Consider the following 20,369-nt stretch of genomic DNA (forward strand, 5'->3'; position numbering starts at 1 on the left):
AAATCGTTTAAAAAATTATACCGGTTCTCCGTACAAATCAAATTCCGTTGCTTCGATAATTTTGATCATCACAAACTCTCCTGTTTTTACATAATGTTTTGATGCATCTATTAAAACCTCATTGTCTACGTCTGGACTGTCAAACTCAGTTCGGCCTACAAAATGGCCACCTTCTTTTCTGTCGATGATGCATCGGAACGTTTGACCTACTTTTTCCTGATTTAAATCCCATGAAATTTGTGATTGTAACTCCATAATCTCATTGGCGCGCTCTTGTTTTACAGTATCTGGAACATCATCTTCCAGTAAATAGGCATGTGTGTTTTCTTCATGAGAATAAGCAAAACAGCCCATTCTATCAAATTTCATTTCCTGAACCCAGTCTTTCAATATATTGAAATCTTCTTGTGTTTCTCCGGGATATCCTACGATCAAAGTGGTGCGTATTGCAATTCCAGGTACTGCTTCGCGAAACTCTTTTAATAATTTTGTTGTTTTTGCTTGCGTTGTTCCGCGACGCATGGATTTCAAAATTGAATCTGAAATGTGTTGCAACGGAATATCAATGTAATTACAAATCTTAGGTTCGCGTTTCATGATTTCCAGTACATCCATAGGAAAACCGGTTGGAAAAGCATAATGCAAACGAATCCACTCAATTCCTTCTACTTTAACTAAAGCTTCCAGTAGTTCTCCAAGCGCTCTTTTTTTGTAGATATCTAATCCGTAATACGTCAAATCCTGAGCAATCAAGATCAATTCTTTAACGCCATTTTTTGCTAGACCTTCGGATTCTTTTACCAGTTTTTCAATTGTTTGTGAAACGTTTTTTCCTCGCATTAAGGGTATTGCACAAAAACTGCATGGTCTGTCACAACCTTCGGAAATTTTTAGATAGGCATAATTTTTTGGAGTTGTAGTCAGTCGTTCTCCAAGCAACTCGTGCTTGTAGTCCGCTCCCAAGGCTTTTAATAATTGTGGTAGCTCTGTAGTTCCAAAAAATTGATCCACATTTGGAATCTCTTTTTCTAAATCAGGTCGGTAACGCTCGGACAGACATCCAGTAACAAATACTTTATCAACTAATCCTCTTTCTTTTTTGTCCGCATATTCCAGAATCATGTTGACAGATTCGGCCTTGGCATTATCAATAAATCCGCAGGTATTTATTACAATGATATTTCCTTCCTCGGCTTCCGGAGCTTCATGCGTAACGTCTTTGCCGCTTGCGCGTAGCTGACCCATAAGCACTTCACTATCATATACATTTTTTGAACACCCAAGAGTGATCACGTTTATTTTATTCTTTTTTAAAGACTTCGTTCTCATAACATTAGAATCCCGATAATTTGGGAATTTTGCAAAATTACACTTTTTTATTCAAACGGAACTTGTTTCTGTTTCTTTTACACTTTTTAAGGAGCTATTCCTGCTGTACGCTACAAACAAAGTTCACTGAACTCCTATAAAAATGACTACTAGAGGAAGTAATCTCCCGAAAATAATCGGGAGGATTTTTACTGCCATCAGGGCTAAAAAAAATCCGTTTCACAATCACGAAACGGATTTTTCTAATTCATTTTTCAGGACGTTACAACTCAAACAATAGTGTCAAAGAAACATTGTTGTTAATAGCATCTATACTTGCTCCATCAGTGAATCCTTGGTTAAAAAAACCTTGTTGGGAATTTCTTTTGGCATAGGAATAGGCTAAATCCAGTTTGGTAGATCCAAAATTATATCCTAAACCTGCGGAATACCCAGTTAAATCACCCACGGTTACGGCATTTTTATACGGACTTTGTTCGTACCGGTATCCTGCTCTTAGACTTAATGCCTTAATTTTATATTCGGCACCTATTCTTAATTCTCCGGTATTGTCGAGCAATTCATTCATGTCATTGTTTAGAGTGTTGAAAAAGGCATCGCTTTCAGGTTTAAATTTGGTGTTGCTGTAGTCTTTCATGGCATAATCAATACTAATCAAACCGGTCTTTCCAAATACGTAAGCCAAACTACCAGTTAACTTGCTTGGTGTTTGCAATTTATAGGGCTCATAAACATTGACCACTTCCGGGTCTACCACTTCCTGCGGTAATTCGCCGCTAGAGTTACCTCTTACCGTAATTAACCTTTGAGAAAGCTCATCGTTCAAAGTGTACCATGTAGAAGATTCAAAGGCCAAACCTACTCGAATTTCGTTGGTAACTTTTGCGATAGCACCCACTTGAAATGAAAATCCTGACCCGTAAGTATAGAGGTCATTGTTAAATTGTAGCCTAGTGATTTGATCATTAGCTCCCAATGGGTTGCTGTTGTCTTCATAGAAAGTAGATGATTTACGAAAGTCAGTAAAGTGAGAATTTAGATTTAATCCAAAATAGAATTGGTCATTATAGGAAGTTGCTGCATTAAAGGATAATTTGCCGTTGTATCCCGTGCTGTAAACGGAGTTTTCTTGATAATAATTTCCTCCAGCTGGCACATTAGAAGTGTAGACTGTATTGTTTTCTGTATCTTCTACTGGGTTAATTAGGTATCCTTCATAGCCTAAGAAAGCTTGTTGGTCTGCAAAGTTTAATTCAAAATAGTTACTGTTTTTAATAAATCCGAGTGGAATACCAAGTTGGTTTTTGTTTGGGTTGGCATTAGCATAACTCAAAAAATAATTAGCTATAGAATTGTTTGGATTGGTTCCTGCGGAAAACAGCCCATTATCAAAATTATTGGCGTTTTCATAATTTATGGCTAAGGAAATTTTTCTCCACTTGCTGTTTGGGTTTCTGGTATTAAAAACAAATACAATTCCTGCTTGATTCAAATCAAAAGAGTTTTCTTTCTCTGTTGCTGTCCCGCCAAAGTAATTTGAATTGTTTTTAGTATCGAAGTTAGTCAATGTAACAGCCATTTGATTATTGGTAAACACCGCTGAACCAGCAGGGTTTACATTGATAGATGACAGGTCGCCCCCAAGTGCTCCAAAAGCACCGCTCATGGCTCTAAAACGGGCTGTTCCATTTAAATTGTTTTGTGAATACCGAAGTGCATCAGAGATTTCTTGTGATTGGGCTACGGTAAATGATAAGCCAGCGAGTAATAAATATAGATGTTTTTTCATTTTTTGTTGGGGTATTTAATTTTTATCAAAAAGGATGGTTCCGCACTATTTTTTTATCCTCTTCCGCCTCTTCCGCCACCGCCAGATGATCTACCACCACCACTAGATCTTCCGCCACCTGAATTATTAGATCTAGACATGTTTGAACTTGGGCTATAAGAACGGCTGTTGTTGTCATTTCTTGTTGGTGTGAAAGATCGTGAAGGCGCATTGTTTTGGTTGCGCGCATTGTTTGTGTTGGATCTTCTTCTGGGCGTATTGTACGAACTGTTTTGCGGTTGACCTTGATTCCTAGAGAATGTAGGACTTGTTCGGTTGATGCTATTCGTTGCGTTTCGTCGCAAATCAGAAGTGTTGTTTCTAAAGTTGGCGTTATTAGTTCGTCTGCCAATAGTGGTATTGGTTTGGTTTCGGGAATATTCTCTGCTTGTTTGATTGGTGTTGTTTATCGCATTTGAATTGGAATACGAAGACCCTCTTCGGCCTGCACTAGAAGAATAATTGACATTGTTTTGATCATAGCCATAGTTTCCCCAGCCGTTACCGTACCAGTTGTTCCATCCCCAATTGTTTCCATACCAGTTGTTCCATCCCCAATTGTTGCCATACCAGTTATTCCACCCAAACCCCATGTTCATTCCCCATCCAAAACCACCGTTAAATCCCCAGTTGTTTCCGTACCAGTTATTCATGCCCCAATTGTTTCCGTACCAGTTATTCATACCCCATCCGTTGTCATAGACATTTACGGATTGCGCATTACCTCCCCATCCAGCATAAGTAGTGTAGTTTTCTTGAAGAGTATCGTTTTCTAAATCATAATCACTGTAAGTATCTACATCTGTGAAGATTTCATTGGATCGGTAGTTGTTTTGAAGTGAATTGAAATACGCAGTATATTGGTTATTTGGATCATTTTGTGGTTCTCGTTCCGCAATTTGATAGGAAGTATTGCCATAGATTCCGTCAGAATCGTAGTAGGAGCTATTTTGGTAAGAACCACAGGAACTTAAAAGAATGCTCAAAAACCCTATTAAAGAAAAAAGGAAGGTATTTCGGTTGGAGATAATATTAGTTTTCATATGAATAGGGTTTTTTATTGTTGGACATTACAAAAATAGTTAGTTTTGCGTAATTATTAGTTAAATAAATATTAAACAAAATTTGTGCCAAAATATAAAACATGGGTAAGAACTTAACTACAAGAGCGGAAGATTATTCAAAATGGTATAACGAGTTGGTTGTCAAAGCTGACTTAGCCGAAAATTCAGGGGTGAGGGGGTGTATGGTTATCAAGCCTTACGGATATGCAATTTGGGAAAAAATGCAAGCAGAGTTGGATCGAATGTTTAAAGAAACCGGACATCAGAATGCATATTTTCCTCTATTTGTTCCTAAAAGCATGTTTGAAGCCGAAGAAAAAAATGCAGAGGGTTTTGCTAAGGAATGTGCTATTGTTACCCATTATCGATTAAAAAATGATCCCGACAGACCTGGTAAACTAATGGTGGATCCCAATGCAAAATTAGAAGAAGAATTAATTGTACGTCCTACAAGTGAAGCTATTATTTGGTCTACTTATAAAGGATGGGTACAATCGTATAGAGATTTGCCATTACTGATTAACCAATGGGCAAATGTGGTGCGCTGGGAAATGAGAACGAGATTGTTTTTGCGTACCGCAGAATTTTTATGGCAAGAAGGGCATACAGCGCACGCTACTAAAGCAGAAGCGGTAGAAGAATCAGAAAAAATGATGCACGTGTATGCTGATTTTGCTGAGAATTTTATGGCAATTCCAGTTATAAAAGGAATAAAAACGGAAACCGAGCGTTTTGCTGGAGCAGAAGAAACCTATTGTATCGAGGCGTTGATGCAGGATGGTAAAGCATTACAAGCGGGGACGTCACACTTTTTAGGGCAAAACTTTGCTAAAGCGTTTGATGTGAAATTTGCAAATGCCGAAGGAAAACAAGAATATGTTTGGGGAACTTCGTGGGGTGTTTCTACTCGTTTGATGGGGGCATTAGTGATGACGCATTCAGACGACCAAGGCCTGGTATTGCCTCCTAGTTTAGCGCCTATTCAGGTCGTGATTGTTCCTATTTATAAAACAGAGGAACAATTAGCGGCAATAACTGAAGCAGTAACTGTTTTGACTGTGGCTTTGCGAAAATTACAAATCGCTGTCAAATATGATAACAGAACGACTCAAAAGCCAGGTTTTAAATTTGCAGAATGGGAATTAAAAGGCGTGCCGGTTAGGATTGCTGTAGGTCCAAAAGATTTAGAAAATGGAACTTTTGAGGTTGCAAGAAGAGATACATTGACCAAAGAAGTCGTTTCTAAAGATGGAATTGAAACGTATATCAACGATTTACTAGCGCAAATTCAAAAAGAATTATTTGAAAAAGCATTACAGTACAGAAATACACATGTTACTGAAGTAAATAGTTTTGAAGAGTTCAAAGCGGTTTTAGATGCCAAAGGAGGTTTTGTATCAGCACATTGGGACGGAACTGCAGCGACTGAGGAAAAGATTAAGGACTTGACTAAAGCAACTATTAGATGCATACCCCTGGACAGGGTTTTAGCAGCGGGAAACTGCGTCTTTACTGGGAAAAGCTCGATAGGAAGAGTGTTATTTGCGAAGGCATATTAAAAAAAATATTTTTTTTTAGCACCAGCTATTGTGCGTTTCAAAAATAGTTGTATTTTTGCATCCGCATTAGAGAAGCAGGGCCCGTTCGTCTATCGGTTAGGACGCATGGTTTTCATCCATGTAAGAGCGGTTCGATTCCGCTACGGGCTACTATTTTTTTTGCAGGTTAAAGTGATCCCGAACTCAGAGGGAAAATGGCCCGTTCGTCTATCGGTTAGGACGCATGGTTTTCATCCATGTAAGAGCGGTTCGATTCCGCTACGGGCTACAAATTCAATTTTGATTAATTGATAAAACTTAGGGGATAATGGTCCGTTCGTCTAGGGGTTAGGACGCCAAGATTTCGTCTTGGTAACAGGGGTTCGATTCCCTTACGGACTACAAAAATATAGTAAAAGATAAAAACATAATAAAATGGCAAATCATAAATCAGCTCTAAAAAGAATTAGAAGTAACGAAAAGAGAAGAGTATTAAATAGATACCAACATAAAACTACTCGTAATGCTATAAAAGCATTAAGAATAGCGACTGATAAAGTAGATGCTACTTCTAAATTATCAAACGTGATTTCTATGATTGATAAATTAGCTAAAAAGAATATCATTCATGATAACAAAGCGTCTAATTTAAAATCTAAATTAACGAAGCTTGTTGCTAAATTGTAATTAAAACAATTTATTTTATATAAATAAAAAGCTCTCATTCTTAGGATGGGAGTTTTTTTTATGGGTAATATTAGCTAATCTTATTCTTTAAATATTCAAGCATAGATAGGGTTATTGGTTTTGATAAAAAGTCAATTACCATGGGGTATTTTTTTGCTTTTTCTAAGTCTTCCGGATCAATTGTAGAAGAAAGTACAATTACCTTAATAGCACTAAAATCTGAAAACTCCGGGCTGTTAAAATAATCCAGAAATTCCCATCCTCCCATTACGGGCATATTTAGATCCAAAAAAATTAATTGCGGATGGTGGTGTTTGTCATCATTATTTTGTCTGATAGTATTGAAGTATTTCAGCGCTTCTTCGCCATTTTGAGAAGTAATTATTTCGTTAGAAAAGGATGATTTGTTGATTACTTTTTTGCATAGCATAAGTGTTATTGGGTCATCATCAACACATAAAATTGTATCTAACATATTATTTATTTTTAAAAGTTAATGTAAATATAGTTCCTTTATTGACTTCACTTTCAATATTAATTGTTCCTCCCATAGTTTCAACTTGAGATTTTACTAAATAGAGCCCTAATCCTTTGCTGTCCGGATAATTATGAAATCTCTGGTAAAGGCCAAAAACTTTATCTCTGTTTCTTTCCAGATCGATGCCTATTCCGTTGTCTTTGAAAATTAATACAATTGTGTCGTCAATTTCGCTGGTTGTGATTGTTATTTTTAGTTTTCTATTTTCGGATTTGTATTTTATAGCGTTGGTTAATAGGTTTAGTAAAATGCTTTCTATATACGCTTTATTGATGTTGATAATTGAAACTTTTTCAAAATTAATTTTTATAATGGGTTTGTATAATTCAATTTGAAAGTTGAGTTGATTGAACACATTTTCAAAAATATCTTGAAGAAGTACTGCTTCTTTTTTGATTGATGGATTGTCTTTGATGATGATTACTTTGACTAAGTCATTAATGGTTTCGTTTAATAAATGCGTAGATTTATTGAAGCCATATAAAATTTCTTTTAACTCTGGATTGTCAATAGGAATGTCTTCGATTAAGTTCAAAAGTCCTGTCAAATTTGATAATGGAGCCCTAAGGTTGTGTGAAGTAATGTACGAAAACTGTTTTAGATCTTTGTTGTTTTGTGTTAGCTCTCGAATAAGCTGTTCTTTTTCCTTTTCTTGTTTTTTTTCATCAGTGATGTCTCTCTGGATGGAGATCCAATGTGAAAGTTCGTTATCAGTATTGTATATTGGTATCATGGAGAAGCGTACCCAGTATTCTTTTTTGTTTTTTGTATAGCTGATGGTTTCAATAATGCACTCTTCTTTATTTTGTATAGCGGCTATCAGTTTTTTTAATTCCTCGTAATCTGAATTGGGACTATTAAAAAGTTCTGGAGATTTTCCTATACTTTCTTCGGAATTGTATCCTGACATGATTGAAAAAGCCGGGTTTACGTAGGTGATATTTGGGATATTTCCGTCGATCGAATTGGCTTCGGTGATGATGATGGAATCTTTTGATTGAATAATAACAGTCTCTAGCAATTTTAGTCTTTGTTCTTCTTCTTTTTGTTTTGTGATGTCTTGAATGGCTCCAATCATTCTAACGGCTTTCCCATTTTCATCTTTCAAGAGAAAACCTCTGTCAAGAACATACTTATAGGAATCGTTAGCGCATTTAAAACGGTATTGATCTTGCCAGTTTTCGGTTTTTTGTTCGATAAAAGAGTAGAGTTTGACAGACATTTTAATACTGTCCTCGGGGTGAATTTTATCAAACCACCATTTTGAACTATTACCAACTTCGTATTCTTTATAGCCAAAAACAGTTTCAATACCTTTGTTCCAAGAAAAGCTGTCTTCTTGTATTTTCCAATCCCAAATAGTATCACTTGTCGCTTTTGCTACAATATGGTATTGTTCATTCGATTCCTTTATTTCATCATTTGTGTTTTTCAGCTTTTCAAAAATGGATATGTTTCGAGTGTCATTTTTTGATAAAATGAGTTTGAAAATTATTCCGGTTAAAAATATGTATAAGATGTCTTTTGTGAAAGTGTAAAATTGGTGGTTTGAATCAGAAATAAAAGGTTGTAATAATTTATGACTAATGGTTGCTACAAACATTGAAATTACAATGTAAATGATAATTATTTGATTGGTTTTACTTTTCATTACTCAAATATAAATAATTATTTGTGAATTATTAAACAACATAATAACTTATTTTTCGTGATTTTTTTAAAGACCTATTTCTGTGTCTAATGCGTTAAGAATATGTAAACTATTACATAAATATTTTTTATATCAAAATAAAGTGTACCTTTGCACCCATTAAAAATCACAGATGGAATCTATTAGAAACATTGCAATTATTGCCCACGTCGATCACGGTAAAACAACTTTGGTTGATAAAATTATGTATCACTGTCAGTTATTTCGCGATAACGAAAATACAGGTGACTTAATCCTTGACAACAACGACTTAGAGCGTGAAAGAGGTATTACCATTACTTCAAAGAATGTTTCTGTAGTATACAAAGGAACAAAAATCAACATTATTGATACTCCTGGTCACGCCGATTTTGGTGGAGAGGTAGAGCGTGTATTGAATATGGCTGATGGTGTTTGTCTACTAGTAGATGCATTTGAAGGGCCTATGCCACAAACTCGTTTTGTATTACAGAAAGCACTAGACCTTGGTTTGAAACCATGCGTTGTTATTAATAAAGTAGATAAAGAAAACTGTACTCCTGAAGAAGTGCATGAAAAAGTTTTTGACTTAATGTTCGAATTAGGAGCAGAAGAGTGGCAGTTGGATTTTCCAACAGTTTACGGATCAGCTAAGAACAATTGGATGTCTGATCATTGGGAAAACGTAACTGATAATGTGGAAGCATTATTAGATATGGTTATTGCTAATGTACCGGCTCCTAAAGTATCAGAAGGAACTCCTCAAATGTTGATTACTTCATTAGACTTCTCTGCTTTTACAGGTCGTATCGCTATTGGTCGTTTAGAAAGAGGTGTTTTGAAAGAAGGAATGCAGATTTCTTTGTGCAAAAGAGATGGTGTAATCATGAAATCACGTATTAAAGAATTACATACTTTTGAAGGATTAGGTCGTAAAAAAGTGCAAGAAGTAATTGCTGGAGATATTTGTGCAATTATTGGAGTTGAAGGTTTTGAAATTGGGGATACTATCGCTGATTTTGAAAATCCGGAAGCCTTACAAACAATTACTATTGATGAGCCAACGATGAGTATGTTATTTACCATCAATGACTCTCCTTTCTTTGGGAAAGAAGGTAAGTTTGTAACTTCTCGTCATATCAGAGACAGGTTGAATAAAGAATTGGAAAAAAACTTAGCGATGAAATTGGGTGAAACTGATTCAGCGGATAAGTTCATGGTTTTTGGTCGTGGAGTACTTCACTTGTCTGTTCTTATTGAAACAATGAGAAGAGAAGGGTATGAGTTACAAATTGGGCAACCACAAGTTATCATCAAAGAAATTGACGGTAAAAAATGTGAGCCAATTGAGGAATTGACAATCGACTTACCAGAGAATTTGTCTGGAAGAGCGGTAGAGTTTGTTTCTTTCCGTAAAGGAGAAATGTTGAGTATGGAAACTAAAGGGGAGCGTATGATCATAAAATTCAATATCCCGTCTCGTGGAATCATTGGATTGCGTAACCTATTGCTTACTGCTACAGCTGGTGAGGCTATTATGGCACACCGTTTTATAGGATATGAGCCTTACAAAGGAGAAATTTCTGGACGTAACAAAGGGTCATTGATTTCTATGGAAAAAGGAAAAGCGATTCCTTACTCTATCGATAAATTGCAAGATCGTGGTAGATTCTTCGTTAATCCTAATGATGAAATTTACGAAGGTCAAGTAATTGGAGAAAACTCCCGTAGCGATGATATGTGTGTCAACGTAACTAAAGAGAAAAAACAATCTAACGTTCGTTCATCAGGAAATGATGATAAGGCTAGAATTATTCCTCCAGTTATTTTCTCTCTTGAAGAAGCTTTAGAGTACATTCAAAAAGATGAATATGTTGAGGTAACTCCAAAATCGATTCGTTTGAGAAAAATATATTTGACAGAAACGGATAGAAAAAGATTTAAAATCTAATTTTATTTTTATAAAACTGAAAAGCCATTCGTTGATTCGAATGGCTTTTTTTTTGGTGTTTAGATCCCTTTTATTGGTTTTAATTCGCTGTTTGCTACACAATTTTAATGGTCTCTTGTGAGGTATAAATGTCAGTTGTTTTTTTTGCGACACATTTTAACTATGACGGTATTGTACCATAAAATTTAGATTAATTGATATTCATAAATAATATTATCCGGGATTTGCATGAGGGATAGCAGCAAGCTACCGAAGTAGCGCGGATAGCCCGACAGCATAAATAGAAAGGGCTAATTCCGCATAATGATAAGTAGGCCTTTTCTATTTATGGTGGCATGCCCTATTAATTGTTTTATCGTTTCAAACTAAAATGACCTTTAGCTTCTCTTCCATCAGCTAATTTTATGGTATACCAATAATCATCAGAGGGTAATGGCTGCCCTGTAAAAGTACCGTCCCAGCCTTGACTGGAAGCTGTAATTTGTTTTAGTAATTTGCCGTATCTATCATAAATATAGATGGTAGAATTTGCATTAAAATCAGCATTTACTCCTTTTACATTCCAATAATCATTTTGGCCGTCTCCATTTGGAGTGAAAAATTTAGGTACGCCAATTAAGGCTATTTTTTGGCTCACTGTTCCACAACCATTTTTGTCATTGATGTATACTTCATGAATTCCAGCTGGTACATAATCAAAGAAATTTGAATCTTGAAAAGGTCCAAATGGTTCGTCAAGACTGTATTCATAAATTCCTTTTCCGGATACATTAACGGTTACCGTATTTGTATTTGCTAAATCAATTACATCAATGCTGGTAATACTAGCAATATCAGAAGCTGTAACTTTTATAGTTCGAATTCTAGAACATCCTGAAACTGTTCTTACTTCTACAGTGTAGTTTCCTTCTTGATTTACATCTAGCGTGTAGTTGTTCTCATTTGGTAGAAGAACGTTATCTTTAAACCATTTATAGGTGTAGTCAGTAGTTGGGGATCCATCTTGAATCCCTGCATTTAGTGTTACAAAAAAAGTAGGAAGGTTCGAACAGACCAATTCGTTTGCTGATCCATCAGAATTTAAGTTTATAGGTGGTAAACTATTTACTATGAAAGGTAAAATAATTGAAGCTTTACAGGTTGAGTTAGCAGTATTCTCCACAACGGCTGTAATGTTTTGGGTGCTGCTAATGAAAGGATTTGGCAACGGACTAGATAAAGAAGCTCCATTTGCATCAAAATATTTGACAACCATTCCTGTTTGATTTCCTAAAATCGTATTCTGAAAAGTACTCGTATTAAAACCAAACTTACCATCTTGTAACAAAGGCTCTATTTCATCATCACATACGGTTGTTAAATTTACAGTTACTTGGAAAGCTTCTGGAAGATCATCCACTGTGAATGTTATCAAAGTTTCGTCAAAACATTTTAAAGTTGAATTATTAGTAACAATTGCTTTTATCGTTTGTGTGCCTGTAGTATAGGTTGAAGGAAATGGGCTTGATATCGAATTGTTGTTTTGATCAAAATAAGTAACAGTAACATTAGTTTGTCCTTGTTTTAAATCAGATTCTAATGTAGCTGTATTAAAAGTATATTTTCCATCTTGGTTGTCATCACATTGTCTTGGGATAGACACAGCGTAAGCAAACGGAAGTTTTTCAACTGTAAGTGTTACGTAATGTCCCAAGCCATAACAAGCATTATCTGTATCACTGTCTACGCGGCCCCAAATTTCTTGAGTGTTTACGTAACCAATATTTCTGTAATTAGATATATTGGTGATTGCATTTATTTCTGCTAACGCATCGGCTTGATTGCGATAAAATGTTATTGTGTAATTTTCCGCGGGTAATAAACTCTTTATATCTGTTTCTGCACTGCTAAAGTCAAAAGTACTTACACCATCTCTTTTATCATTGTTTGCATTGTTATTGCCATTGATGTCTAATAAATCATCACATTCTATGAACTTTCTATTAAATGTACTTGGAATTTGTGTTGCTAAAACTTTTAGGGTCAATTCAGCTACGCTAAAACAACCATTAGAATTAAGTACTCTTGCATATACTTTCATCATTACGGGTGTTGTATTCGTAAAAGCCTTAGGCGTACTAATTAACTCTGAAGCGTTTGCCGTTGTAGCACCTGAAAATGAAGTGTAGTAAGAAAAGGTTTCATTTGCAAAATTGCTTGAAATCTCATCATTTTTTACCGTTAGATTAAATGTGGTTACCGCATCTAAATCATCGTCACATTGAATAATCGTTGCATTATTTACTGTTGGTAACGTATATACAATTAAAGTAGTGTCATTTGAAAGTAAGCCACAACTGTTTCCAATTTTATCTAATTTTACACGATATTTATATCCATTCATTGTGGTTTTTACATTGGTAACAGTCAAGGAATTTGTAGTTACTCCAGAATATGTTGCGTCATTAGTAATGTTAGTCCAAATGGTTCCATTAGTGGATACTTGCCATTGATAGGTGTTTCCACCATTATCAGCTAGAGTAATTACTGCATTTTGTAGTTCACAAGTTGGCGAAACTGTTGGTTGTGTTGTTATAGTTATAGGAGCAGCGGTCGTATAATTACTATTTGGTGTAGTATATCCAACTCCACTGGTAACCTTGCCATTTGCACTGAACGTTAAGGGTGAATTCCCTAAATAACTATCGTTGTTAGGGTCCAAGAACCCAGCTTCAATGACATCAAAACAAAGATCATTATCACTATCCGAATCAATGTAATCAAAGGTACCATCAGCATCTGTATCTAGGATTGATTTTTTTAAAATTCCATTATCTGCACTTGTTTCCTGACTATCCAATAGACCATTTTTGCCAAACGAAGTTGATAGGCCATCTAATTTTCCATCAAAATTACTATCTAGTGTGGCATTTCCAGTTTCTACAACATCATAAATACCGTCATTATCACTATCTACATCCCAAATATCTTGAACCGAATTAGTATCAGAATTTATTGGTGTAAGCCCTGGTTCAAAAATATTGTCAAGACCATCTTTGTTAGAATCAGTTCCAGAAAATACTTTATATCCTTTTCCTTGTGCCTCAATTGTATCGGGTATTCCATCATTATCACTATCTACATCTACTAAGTCTGGAATTGTATCTAAATCAGTATCAAAAGTTTCGACACGATCAATCATAAAAGTAGCTTTATTAACTGCTACTTCAGACAAATTAGTGTGTGTAAATTCTATTGAATTAGTCAAATAAGTAGAGAATTTAAAAGTTCCTGAACCAGGCATCAGTGGAGTGGTACTTTTTAGCCTGAAACGAATTTCAAAAGAGGAAAATTCAGTTACGCCACTTTCATAAATTCCGTCATAGTTAGTATCGACCAGTAACTGATTTTGCGGGTCTGTCAATGTAATTGTCTTATTCGTTGGAACTTTTATTACAAAATCACCTTCAGCATTTAAATAGTCAGAAACAGCAGTAGTTTGGTTTGGGTTGTCCTGCGCGATGTAATTAATACTTATGCTTTCTACTTTGGTTAGATTTAAGGAATAGGTAACAGAACTGGTTTGTCCAGCCGGAACAGCAGATACGAATCCATATACTGGTTTTCCGGTAATTGTTCCATTTCCCGTAATTGTAGCACTATAATCCGGGCTTGAGGTAGTATTTGACTGATTGAATGACGAAATAGTGGCTTCAAGAGTATTCGTTATGCCATCATTATCCAGGTCAATATCAATGTTGTTATTGGTACCGTCATTATCTGTATCCAGTGGGCAATCACTGACTGGAATTTTGTCTGAAAAAATAGGAACAGTGTTTGGACATCCCAAAATACTTCCTTTTACTTGGTAATATCCTGCTCGAGTTGGTTTGTATGAATTTAAATTGGCACCAATTATTGGAGTGTCGTCGAAATACCACTGAAAAGAATCATAAGAGGATAAAGTATTAATTTTCAAAATAACGTAAGGAATACAGGCTGAGTTGGTTACCGAAATTTTATCGGTAACAATTTCTGGTTTAGTGTCAAATCCGGAATAATAACCGCCATAAGTAGCAGCTCCATTTGTTCCAAAGTAAGAAACATACACTTGTCGGGTAGATTTTACTGATATATTGCCGAATAAACCATTAATTGTATATCTCACAAAACCTGAATTTCCTGTTACAGGAATAGCAGTGTTATTATTGAGCGTATTGTTGTTTACAGTCACGGTAGCTCCTGTTTCAGTAACGATGTTTACACCTCCGTTAAATGTTACGTTTCCTATCGATTCAATGTGAGGGATATTATCAACACTATTTGGTGTAGCGCAATTTAATGGTGGAACAAAAAACAAGTTTTGATTTGCAGGAGGATTATTAGGTGTGCCATTTGTGAGAAAACCGGGAGCCAGGCCACCGATACTTTGATAAGCTGATACGTTTTCAGAGGTTGAAACATATAAGTTTCCATCAATAAATTGGCTTCCATTGATTACAGTATATTGTCCGCTATTAATAGTAGCAAGAGGAGTTGTTGATCCGTTGATGAAAATTTTGGTGTTATCAAGATTTGCAATCAATAAAACCCTTTCTAATTCATCTGTGCCAAGTCCCTTAACAAAAACGTATTCTTTGCCTGTTTTTTCAAAAGGGACAATTTGGTCAAAACCTACATCTCTGCCTGCGGGAGAGCCTTGAGTATTAAATAATGTACTGTTACTGCCTCCAAAAGATCCTGAATTAACTACTACTGGTTTGTCTGATTCAACTAAAGCGCCAATCATTTTAGAGCTGTTAGACACGGAATTGTTGTAGTTTTCTAAAGCTATAACATAACTTTCATTTTTGTTTAAAGGAATTTCTATAGGCCCAGAAATAATTTCTCCATTGGATAATCTTGTTCCATTTTCTATATTTGAAATAGTGATTTTCGTACCGTTTTCTGTAGCTAAAACTGAAGCAAAGTTCAGTACAGTACTGTCATAAAGCGGATTTAACATGGCGCCTAACCTGAAATTTTTACCCAATGCACTGTTTCCTTTAGATACAAGTCCGCCAGCATGAACATAACTACCATTATTGACATTCAACCCTGCATTAACTCTAACACTTACATAAATTAAATCTTCGGCTTCTACTATAAATCCTTTGTTTGTAAGGATGCCAATACTGGTTTTTGGAGTAAATAATTGTGTGTCCTGACCTTGACCAATACGATAAATATAGGGAGCATTATTTCTTAAAACGTCTGTAACAATAGGGATTCCGTTTGCAATGATTTTAAAATTGACATCGGTACTACTAGGTGTAGAAAGATATAAATACTGATCGCCTGCTAAATTTGTAGAACAGGTCAATGGCGGAATATAATGTGTTTTGCTAAATTGAGCAAAGCAACTTATTGATAAAAAAGTGAAGAAAATAAGTAAAGTTTTTTTCATGTGTTAAAAATAACAAAATTTATATTATCTTCTTACTGAAAAATCGCCTTTTATTACTTTGCCAGTATCAAATTCCAGCTTTTCACTGACTTTTGCAGATTGGATTCCTTTGATTTTGCAAACCAACTTTAAGTTTTCCTTAGCCGTCATGTAGGGATAAAAGTTAGGTCTTTCAATAATGGTACCCACTTTTTTCAAGGCTTCATGAGTTTTCATTGTCCCGCCAAACCAGCGGTATACATCGGAGGTTTTATTGACCACATTCAGCGCAATTCCTAAAGTAGTTGATTTCCCGCTGCCGTTAGGACCTAGAATCCCGTATACAGTACCTTTTTGTATTTCGAAAGAAACGTTTTTTAAAGCTTGAAGTGTGCCATAACGTTTGTGGAGATTTTTAATAAAGAGTATCGTTTCCAAAGGGGTCATCTTTATAATTTTATATAGGACGAATAAGGTATGATTTTGGTACTCTAAAATTCATATTAGTTTATTTCTTCGATTAATTTACGTAATAAATCTAATTTTTGTGCCGTAATAGGTTTGTCGATATAGTCTTTTACTACACGGTATTTTTTTGTCTTTTCAATATCATTAGGGTCAATTGAGGATGTCATGATGAAAATTGTAATTTTTTTTTCTAAGGCTATCAGCAAAAATTCATCTAAAAATTGCCAACCATCCATGACCGGCATATTTAAATCTAATAAAATAGTGTCCGGCAGGTTTTCATTAGTATCAAAACAATGTTTTAATTTATCTAAGGCTAATTGGGGATTATGAAAAGATTCAATTTCGTCACAAAACTTATTTTTAGAAATGAGAATGCTCATCAATTTTACATTTAATTTATCATCGTCAATGATGTATGTTAATTTATTCTTCATATAAATAAATTTTAAAATTAGAACCTTGCCCCACTTCACTTTCTACTTCAATTTTTCCACCCATGGCTTCCAGCTGGTTTTTGGTTAAGAATAATCCAATTCCTTTCGCGTCTTCATTGCCGTGAAACGTTTTGTACATACCAAAAAGCTTGTGACCATTTTTTTCTAAATCTAATCCCAAACCATTATCTTTGAAATTGATAATGCTGTAATTGTCTTTAGCTTCGTAGCTAATTTCTAAAGTTGCAGTTCTATGGGGGGATTTATATTTAATTGCATTGGTAAATAAGTTAAGTAATATGCTGTCTAAATAAGCGGGGATAGCATTTACAATCAAATGGTCAGGAATGGTGTGAGTAATTACTATTTGACTCTCTTTGATGGCCTGACTCAAAGCCATTCTTGTTTTTTCAATTTCTTGCCTTAAGCGAATTCCTTTCTTTTCAATATTTATTTTTTGCTGAATGGTTATAATCTCATTCAAATATTCAATTGTTTCAGAGAGTTTCTGGGTGCCTTCTTTGAATAAATCAAAATAAGATAGTTTTTCAGTAATATCATCGGTATGATCTATCACATCAATTACCATAGATAGATTGCTGGTGTGGGAGCGGATGTTGTGGGAAACAATATGCGTGAAATTGTATAATTTATTATTTTGACTGTTGGTAATATCCAATAATTTTTTTAACTCTAATTCTTTTTCAATTCTTGAGGTTACATTTCGACCTACGCCTATGAAATGAATAAAGGTATTATGGCTGTCAAATACCGTTGTTATATTAAGTTCAAACCAATATTTTTCTTTGTTTTTAGTGTAATTAAGAATGGTGATTTTTATACTTTCCTGATTCTGAATTGCCTTTCGCAGGAATTCGCAGGCTTGTTCATCCGTTTCTGGACCTTTAGAGGCATAGCCGGGTTTTTGGCCTATTACTTCTTCCATTTTCAACCCTGTAAGGTCTAAATAAGCCTGATTTGCCCATACTGCTTCACCGTTAGGATTTGCAATTACAATGGTGTCTGTAGTTTCGGAGGCTGCTAGGGAAAGCAAACTCATTTTTGCTTCAACATTTTTTCTTTCGCTGATATCTCTGACAAAACAGACTAAATAGGTAATGTTGTCCACCATGAATTTTTTGCCTGAAGCAATTTCAACAGCAATTGATTTTCCAGATTTGGTCCTTAAGGATGTTTCGTTGACAGTATATTCATTCTTTGTTAAATTGTATTTCAAGAAAAAACGAAGCTCTTTTCTAAATGTCATAGGAAACAGTTTCGAATGGTGTATTCCTTTGATTTCCGAATCATAATATCCGGTAAGTTCGGTGGATCTGGAATTACAGTCTGTAATAATACCATTAGAGGTATCTATAATTAGGATGGCATCATTGGCACTGGAAAAAACAGAAGAGAATTTTTCAACACTGAGCTGAAGTTCATTGATTAGATTTTGCTCCTTTGTAATGTCTTGAAAAGTACCTAGTAGAGATACTGCTTTTCCATCAATCACATCGACTTGACAAATGCATTCTACATATTTGATATTGTTTTTTGCGGTCGTAATCTCAAATTTATCACTAAATGGAATCCCGTGGTTTATTGCACTATTAATAAGAACTTTGATTCGGTCTCTATTCTCACCCATGGTGTAAAAATTAATTCCATTCCCAATTATGGGTTCATAATTTTCAGGAACTTCTAGAATACATTTCGTAACCGCATCCCAAAAAATGTGATTCGTTTGCAGGTCCATTTTCCATATTCCAATCTTAGCTGATTGAGCCGCCCTGAAATAAAGTTCTAGTTTGTTCTTCATCAGTAGGTTTTAAATAGTTAAAGAGTCTTGGAGACTACCAAATATAAAGGTTATTTTTTTTTGTATCAAATATTTTTAACATAAAATGATGGTTTTGCTATTTATATCTTATTTTATTGTCTAGTCAGTATTTATTTTATGAAAAAAAATGAGAATTTATTAAAATATCTTTTAGAAACTAATCGCAAGCAACGCCTTAATTTATCGTAAATTTGTATTAAATTTTTTTTTCAATGAGTGAGCCAGTAATGCTTTTTAAAAAACCATCCTATCCTGTAAATAAATCACTTTTAGAATACTTGGGACGGTTTGATCGCTTGTCAAAAGTTTCTATTTTTTACGATGACTTATTGCGTTTTTCCGGATCAATAACGGTCTATGATAAAAATGACCAGGATACGTTATGGATACGGGTATACTACAATGATTTTGAGCGAGAAGAAATTGATTTGAATCTAAAAAAAATCTATTCACTACTCCACTCTGACGGTAATCTGGGGATTATCAAATTCTTGAATGTGGATTCCATTGATTACTGCACTTTTGGAAATTCAAAACCTTTTCGAATAAAAGTCAGGAACATACTAAATGATAATTACACCCATTTTTATATTAAAAAAGCAGATGCTTCTCGTATTTACGGACTGGAGTTAGAGCATATTCTTTCTCCGGACAAAATAAATTTTTTAGTATATGAAGACACTTTAATAGAAGAACATATTATGGGGATTCCTGGTGATGTGTTTATGAAAACACTGCTCATTGATTGCACCGAAACCGAAAAAGCGCAAATAGCCAAAGAATTTGTCAAGTTCAATGAACGCTGTATGATTCGATTATTAGGGGATATGCGTTCCTATAATTATGTAATTGTGCCCACCCATGATTTTGATCAAGTGGTCTATAAAATACGTGCTATTGATTTTGATCAGCAATGCTACGAAGGAAATTTCAAAGTGTACCGCCCTCAGTTTTTTAAAGAAAATTACCCCATGGTAAAATTAGTTAAAGAAAAGCTTCAAAACAGTTCCATAGAGCAATATAAGGATGAAGAAAGAGCCGTTTTAGCCAAAAGAATCCTTTCTGCCGAAAACAGGATCAAGCGGTTGTTGAAAATTATGCGCGAGGACGTAATTGCTCCCGAGGCACATATTGAACAATTGCGATTAGAGCTTTATCGGTACACCAATGATTTGAATTTTAAAAGTGCAAAATCAATGGGCGGTATCATGAGTGCAGCTTTTCATTTTATTACCAGAAATTTCAAAACCAGTACTTTATTCAAAACAAAAGTATAAATTTCCTTGTTTTTCAGTTGAATCACGGTATTGCTGTGTTTTAAAAAAATTACCTAGTTTAAACTGGAAAACGCTCGATTTTTAGGAGTAATGCTTTGGCATAATTTACGTGACAATCTACATTGGCACCCGCAATTTCTTCCAAGGCTTCGATAAGCTTATGAAATGAAATCACGGTTTTGAACGGACTTTCTTTGAAAAATGGATGCGCCATTTTTGGTAGTTTTTAAGAACCGTAAATTTACAAGGTTGGTTTTTGCATTTATTTCTAAAAAAAATCTCCAATTACACTTTCGTAATTGGAGATTGATATCATTATTGGTGCTTTAAACGGCAATA

At 34.9% G+C, this 20,369-nt stretch carries 13 protein-coding genes, 3 tRNA genes and 1 pseudogene; 7 read left to right on the forward strand and 10 right to left on the reverse strand.

The window, feature by feature from the left end; genetic code table 11:
• Nucleotides 1-15: 15 nt before the first annotated feature.
• The 3 genes from rimO to EKM01_RS11885 form a co-directional block, all read right to left on the reverse strand.
• Complete coding sequence (gene rimO / locus EKM01_RS11875) at nucleotides 16-1,329, reverse strand: 30S ribosomal protein S12 methylthiotransferase RimO (protein WP_126460374.1); 1,314 nt, start codon at nucleotides 1,327-1,329, stop codon at nucleotides 16-18.
• A 262-nt stretch (nucleotides 1,330-1,591) separates the two neighbouring features.
• Nucleotides 1,592-3,118, reverse strand: coding sequence for an OmpP1/FadL family transporter (locus EKM01_RS11880; protein WP_126768531.1), 1,527 nt, complete (start codon nucleotides 3,116-3,118; stop codon nucleotides 1,592-1,594).
• Between the two features lie 53 nt (nucleotides 3,119-3,171).
• Entirely contained in the window at nucleotides 3,172-4,200 is a 1,029-nt protein-coding gene (locus tag EKM01_RS11885) for a hypothetical protein (RefSeq protein ID WP_126768534.1), read from the reverse strand.
• A gap of 101 nt (nucleotides 4,201-4,301) precedes the next feature.
• Between EKM01_RS11885 and proS the strand changes: the two genes are divergently transcribed.
• The 5 genes from proS (at nucleotide 4,302) to rpsT (ending at nucleotide 6,446) form a co-directional block, all read left to right on the forward strand.
• The gene (gene proS / locus EKM01_RS11890; RefSeq protein ID WP_126455034.1) at nucleotides 4,302-5,780 is read left to right on the forward strand and encodes a proline--tRNA ligase; all 1,479 of its coding nucleotides are present in this window, start codon (nucleotides 4,302-4,304) and stop codon (nucleotides 5,778-5,780) included.
• A gap of 78 nt (nucleotides 5,781-5,858) precedes the next feature.
• Nucleotides 5,859-5,930: transfer RNA gene (locus EKM01_RS11895), tRNA-Glu, on the forward strand.
• A 46-nt stretch (nucleotides 5,931-5,976) separates the two neighbouring features.
• Nucleotides 5,977-6,048: transfer RNA gene (locus EKM01_RS11900), tRNA-Glu, on the forward strand.
• A 41-nt stretch (nucleotides 6,049-6,089) separates the two neighbouring features.
• Nucleotides 6,090-6,161 (forward strand) — tRNA-Glu (locus EKM01_RS11905).
• A 33-nt stretch (nucleotides 6,162-6,194) separates the two neighbouring features.
• A complete protein-coding gene (rpsT, locus tag EKM01_RS11910) occupies nucleotides 6,195-6,446 on the forward strand; it encodes a 30S ribosomal protein S20 (protein ID WP_091166799.1) in 252 nt (83 codons plus the stop codon).
• Between the two features lie 70 nt (nucleotides 6,447-6,516).
• Here rpsT and EKM01_RS11915 read toward each other — a convergent pair whose 3' ends face one another.
• Together EKM01_RS11915 and EKM01_RS11920 are read right to left on the reverse strand one after the other, a co-directional pair.
• Nucleotides 6,517-6,921: a response regulator gene (locus tag EKM01_RS11915; RefSeq protein WP_126460385.1), complete on the reverse strand. Its 405-nt coding sequence runs from the start codon at nucleotides 6,919-6,921 to the stop codon at nucleotides 6,517-6,519.
• Nucleotide 6,922: 1 nt separating this feature from the next.
• Nucleotides 6,923-8,635 (reverse strand): PAS domain S-box protein, encoded by a 1,713-nt coding sequence (locus EKM01_RS11920; protein ID WP_126460388.1) that lies wholly within the window; start codon nucleotides 8,633-8,635, stop codon nucleotides 6,923-6,925.
• A 172-nt stretch (nucleotides 8,636-8,807) separates the two neighbouring features.
• Here EKM01_RS11920 and typA point away from each other — a divergent pair, with 172 nt between their 5' ends.
• A complete protein-coding gene (typA, locus tag EKM01_RS11925) occupies nucleotides 8,808-10,604 on the forward strand; it encodes a translational GTPase TypA (RefSeq protein ID WP_126456299.1) in 1,797 nt (598 codons plus the stop codon).
• 352 nt (nucleotides 10,605-10,956) lie between these two features.
• On the opposite strand, the gene EKM01_RS11930 is transcribed toward typA, so the two are convergent.
• The 4 genes and pseudogenes from EKM01_RS11930 to EKM01_RS11945 all read right to left on the reverse strand — a co-directional run bounded on the left by EKM01_RS11930 (nucleotide 10,957) and on the right by EKM01_RS11945 (nucleotide 18,732).
• Nucleotides 10,957-16,029, reverse strand: a complete 5,073-nt coding sequence (locus EKM01_RS11930) for a T9SS type B sorting domain-containing protein (RefSeq protein ID WP_126768535.1) — start codon at nucleotides 16,027-16,029, stop codon at nucleotides 10,957-10,959.
• A gap of 72 nt (nucleotides 16,030-16,101) precedes the next feature.
• Nucleotides 16,102-16,446 (reverse strand): annotated as a pseudogene (locus EKM01_RS11935) (ATP-binding cassette domain-containing protein); the annotation flags it as partial.
• Nucleotides 16,447-16,511: 65 nt separating this feature from the next.
• Complete coding sequence (locus tag EKM01_RS11940) at nucleotides 16,512-16,913, reverse strand: response regulator (RefSeq protein ID WP_126739920.1); 402 nt, start codon at nucleotides 16,911-16,913, stop codon at nucleotides 16,512-16,514.
• The gene (locus EKM01_RS11945) at nucleotides 16,903-18,732 is read right to left on the reverse strand and encodes a PAS domain-containing sensor histidine kinase (protein ID WP_126563919.1); all 1,830 of its coding nucleotides are present in this window, start codon (nucleotides 18,730-18,732) and stop codon (nucleotides 16,903-16,905) included. Before EKM01_RS11945 ends, EKM01_RS11940 begins: the two co-directional genes overlap by 11 nt.
• 233 nt (nucleotides 18,733-18,965) lie before the next feature.
• Here EKM01_RS11945 and EKM01_RS11950 point away from each other — a divergent pair, with 233 nt between their 5' ends.
• Nucleotides 18,966-20,030 carry a hypothetical protein gene (locus EKM01_RS11950; protein WP_126460400.1) on the forward strand — a complete coding sequence of 355 codons (1,065 nt, stop codon included), beginning with the start codon at nucleotides 18,966-18,968 and terminating at the stop codon, nucleotides 20,028-20,030.
• Nucleotides 20,031-20,088: 58 nt separating this feature from the next.
• On the opposite strand, the gene EKM01_RS14595 is transcribed toward EKM01_RS11950, so the two are convergent.
• Nucleotides 20,089-20,244: a hypothetical protein gene (locus tag EKM01_RS14595; protein WP_158616101.1), complete on the reverse strand. Its 156-nt coding sequence runs from the start codon at nucleotides 20,242-20,244 to the stop codon at nucleotides 20,089-20,091.
• Nucleotides 20,245-20,369 lie beyond the last annotated feature (125 nt).

The sequence above is a fragment of the Flavobacterium sp. RSP46 genome (assembly GCF_003984825.1).
Lineage (GTDB): Bacteria > Bacteroidota > Bacteroidia > Flavobacteriales > Flavobacteriaceae > Flavobacterium.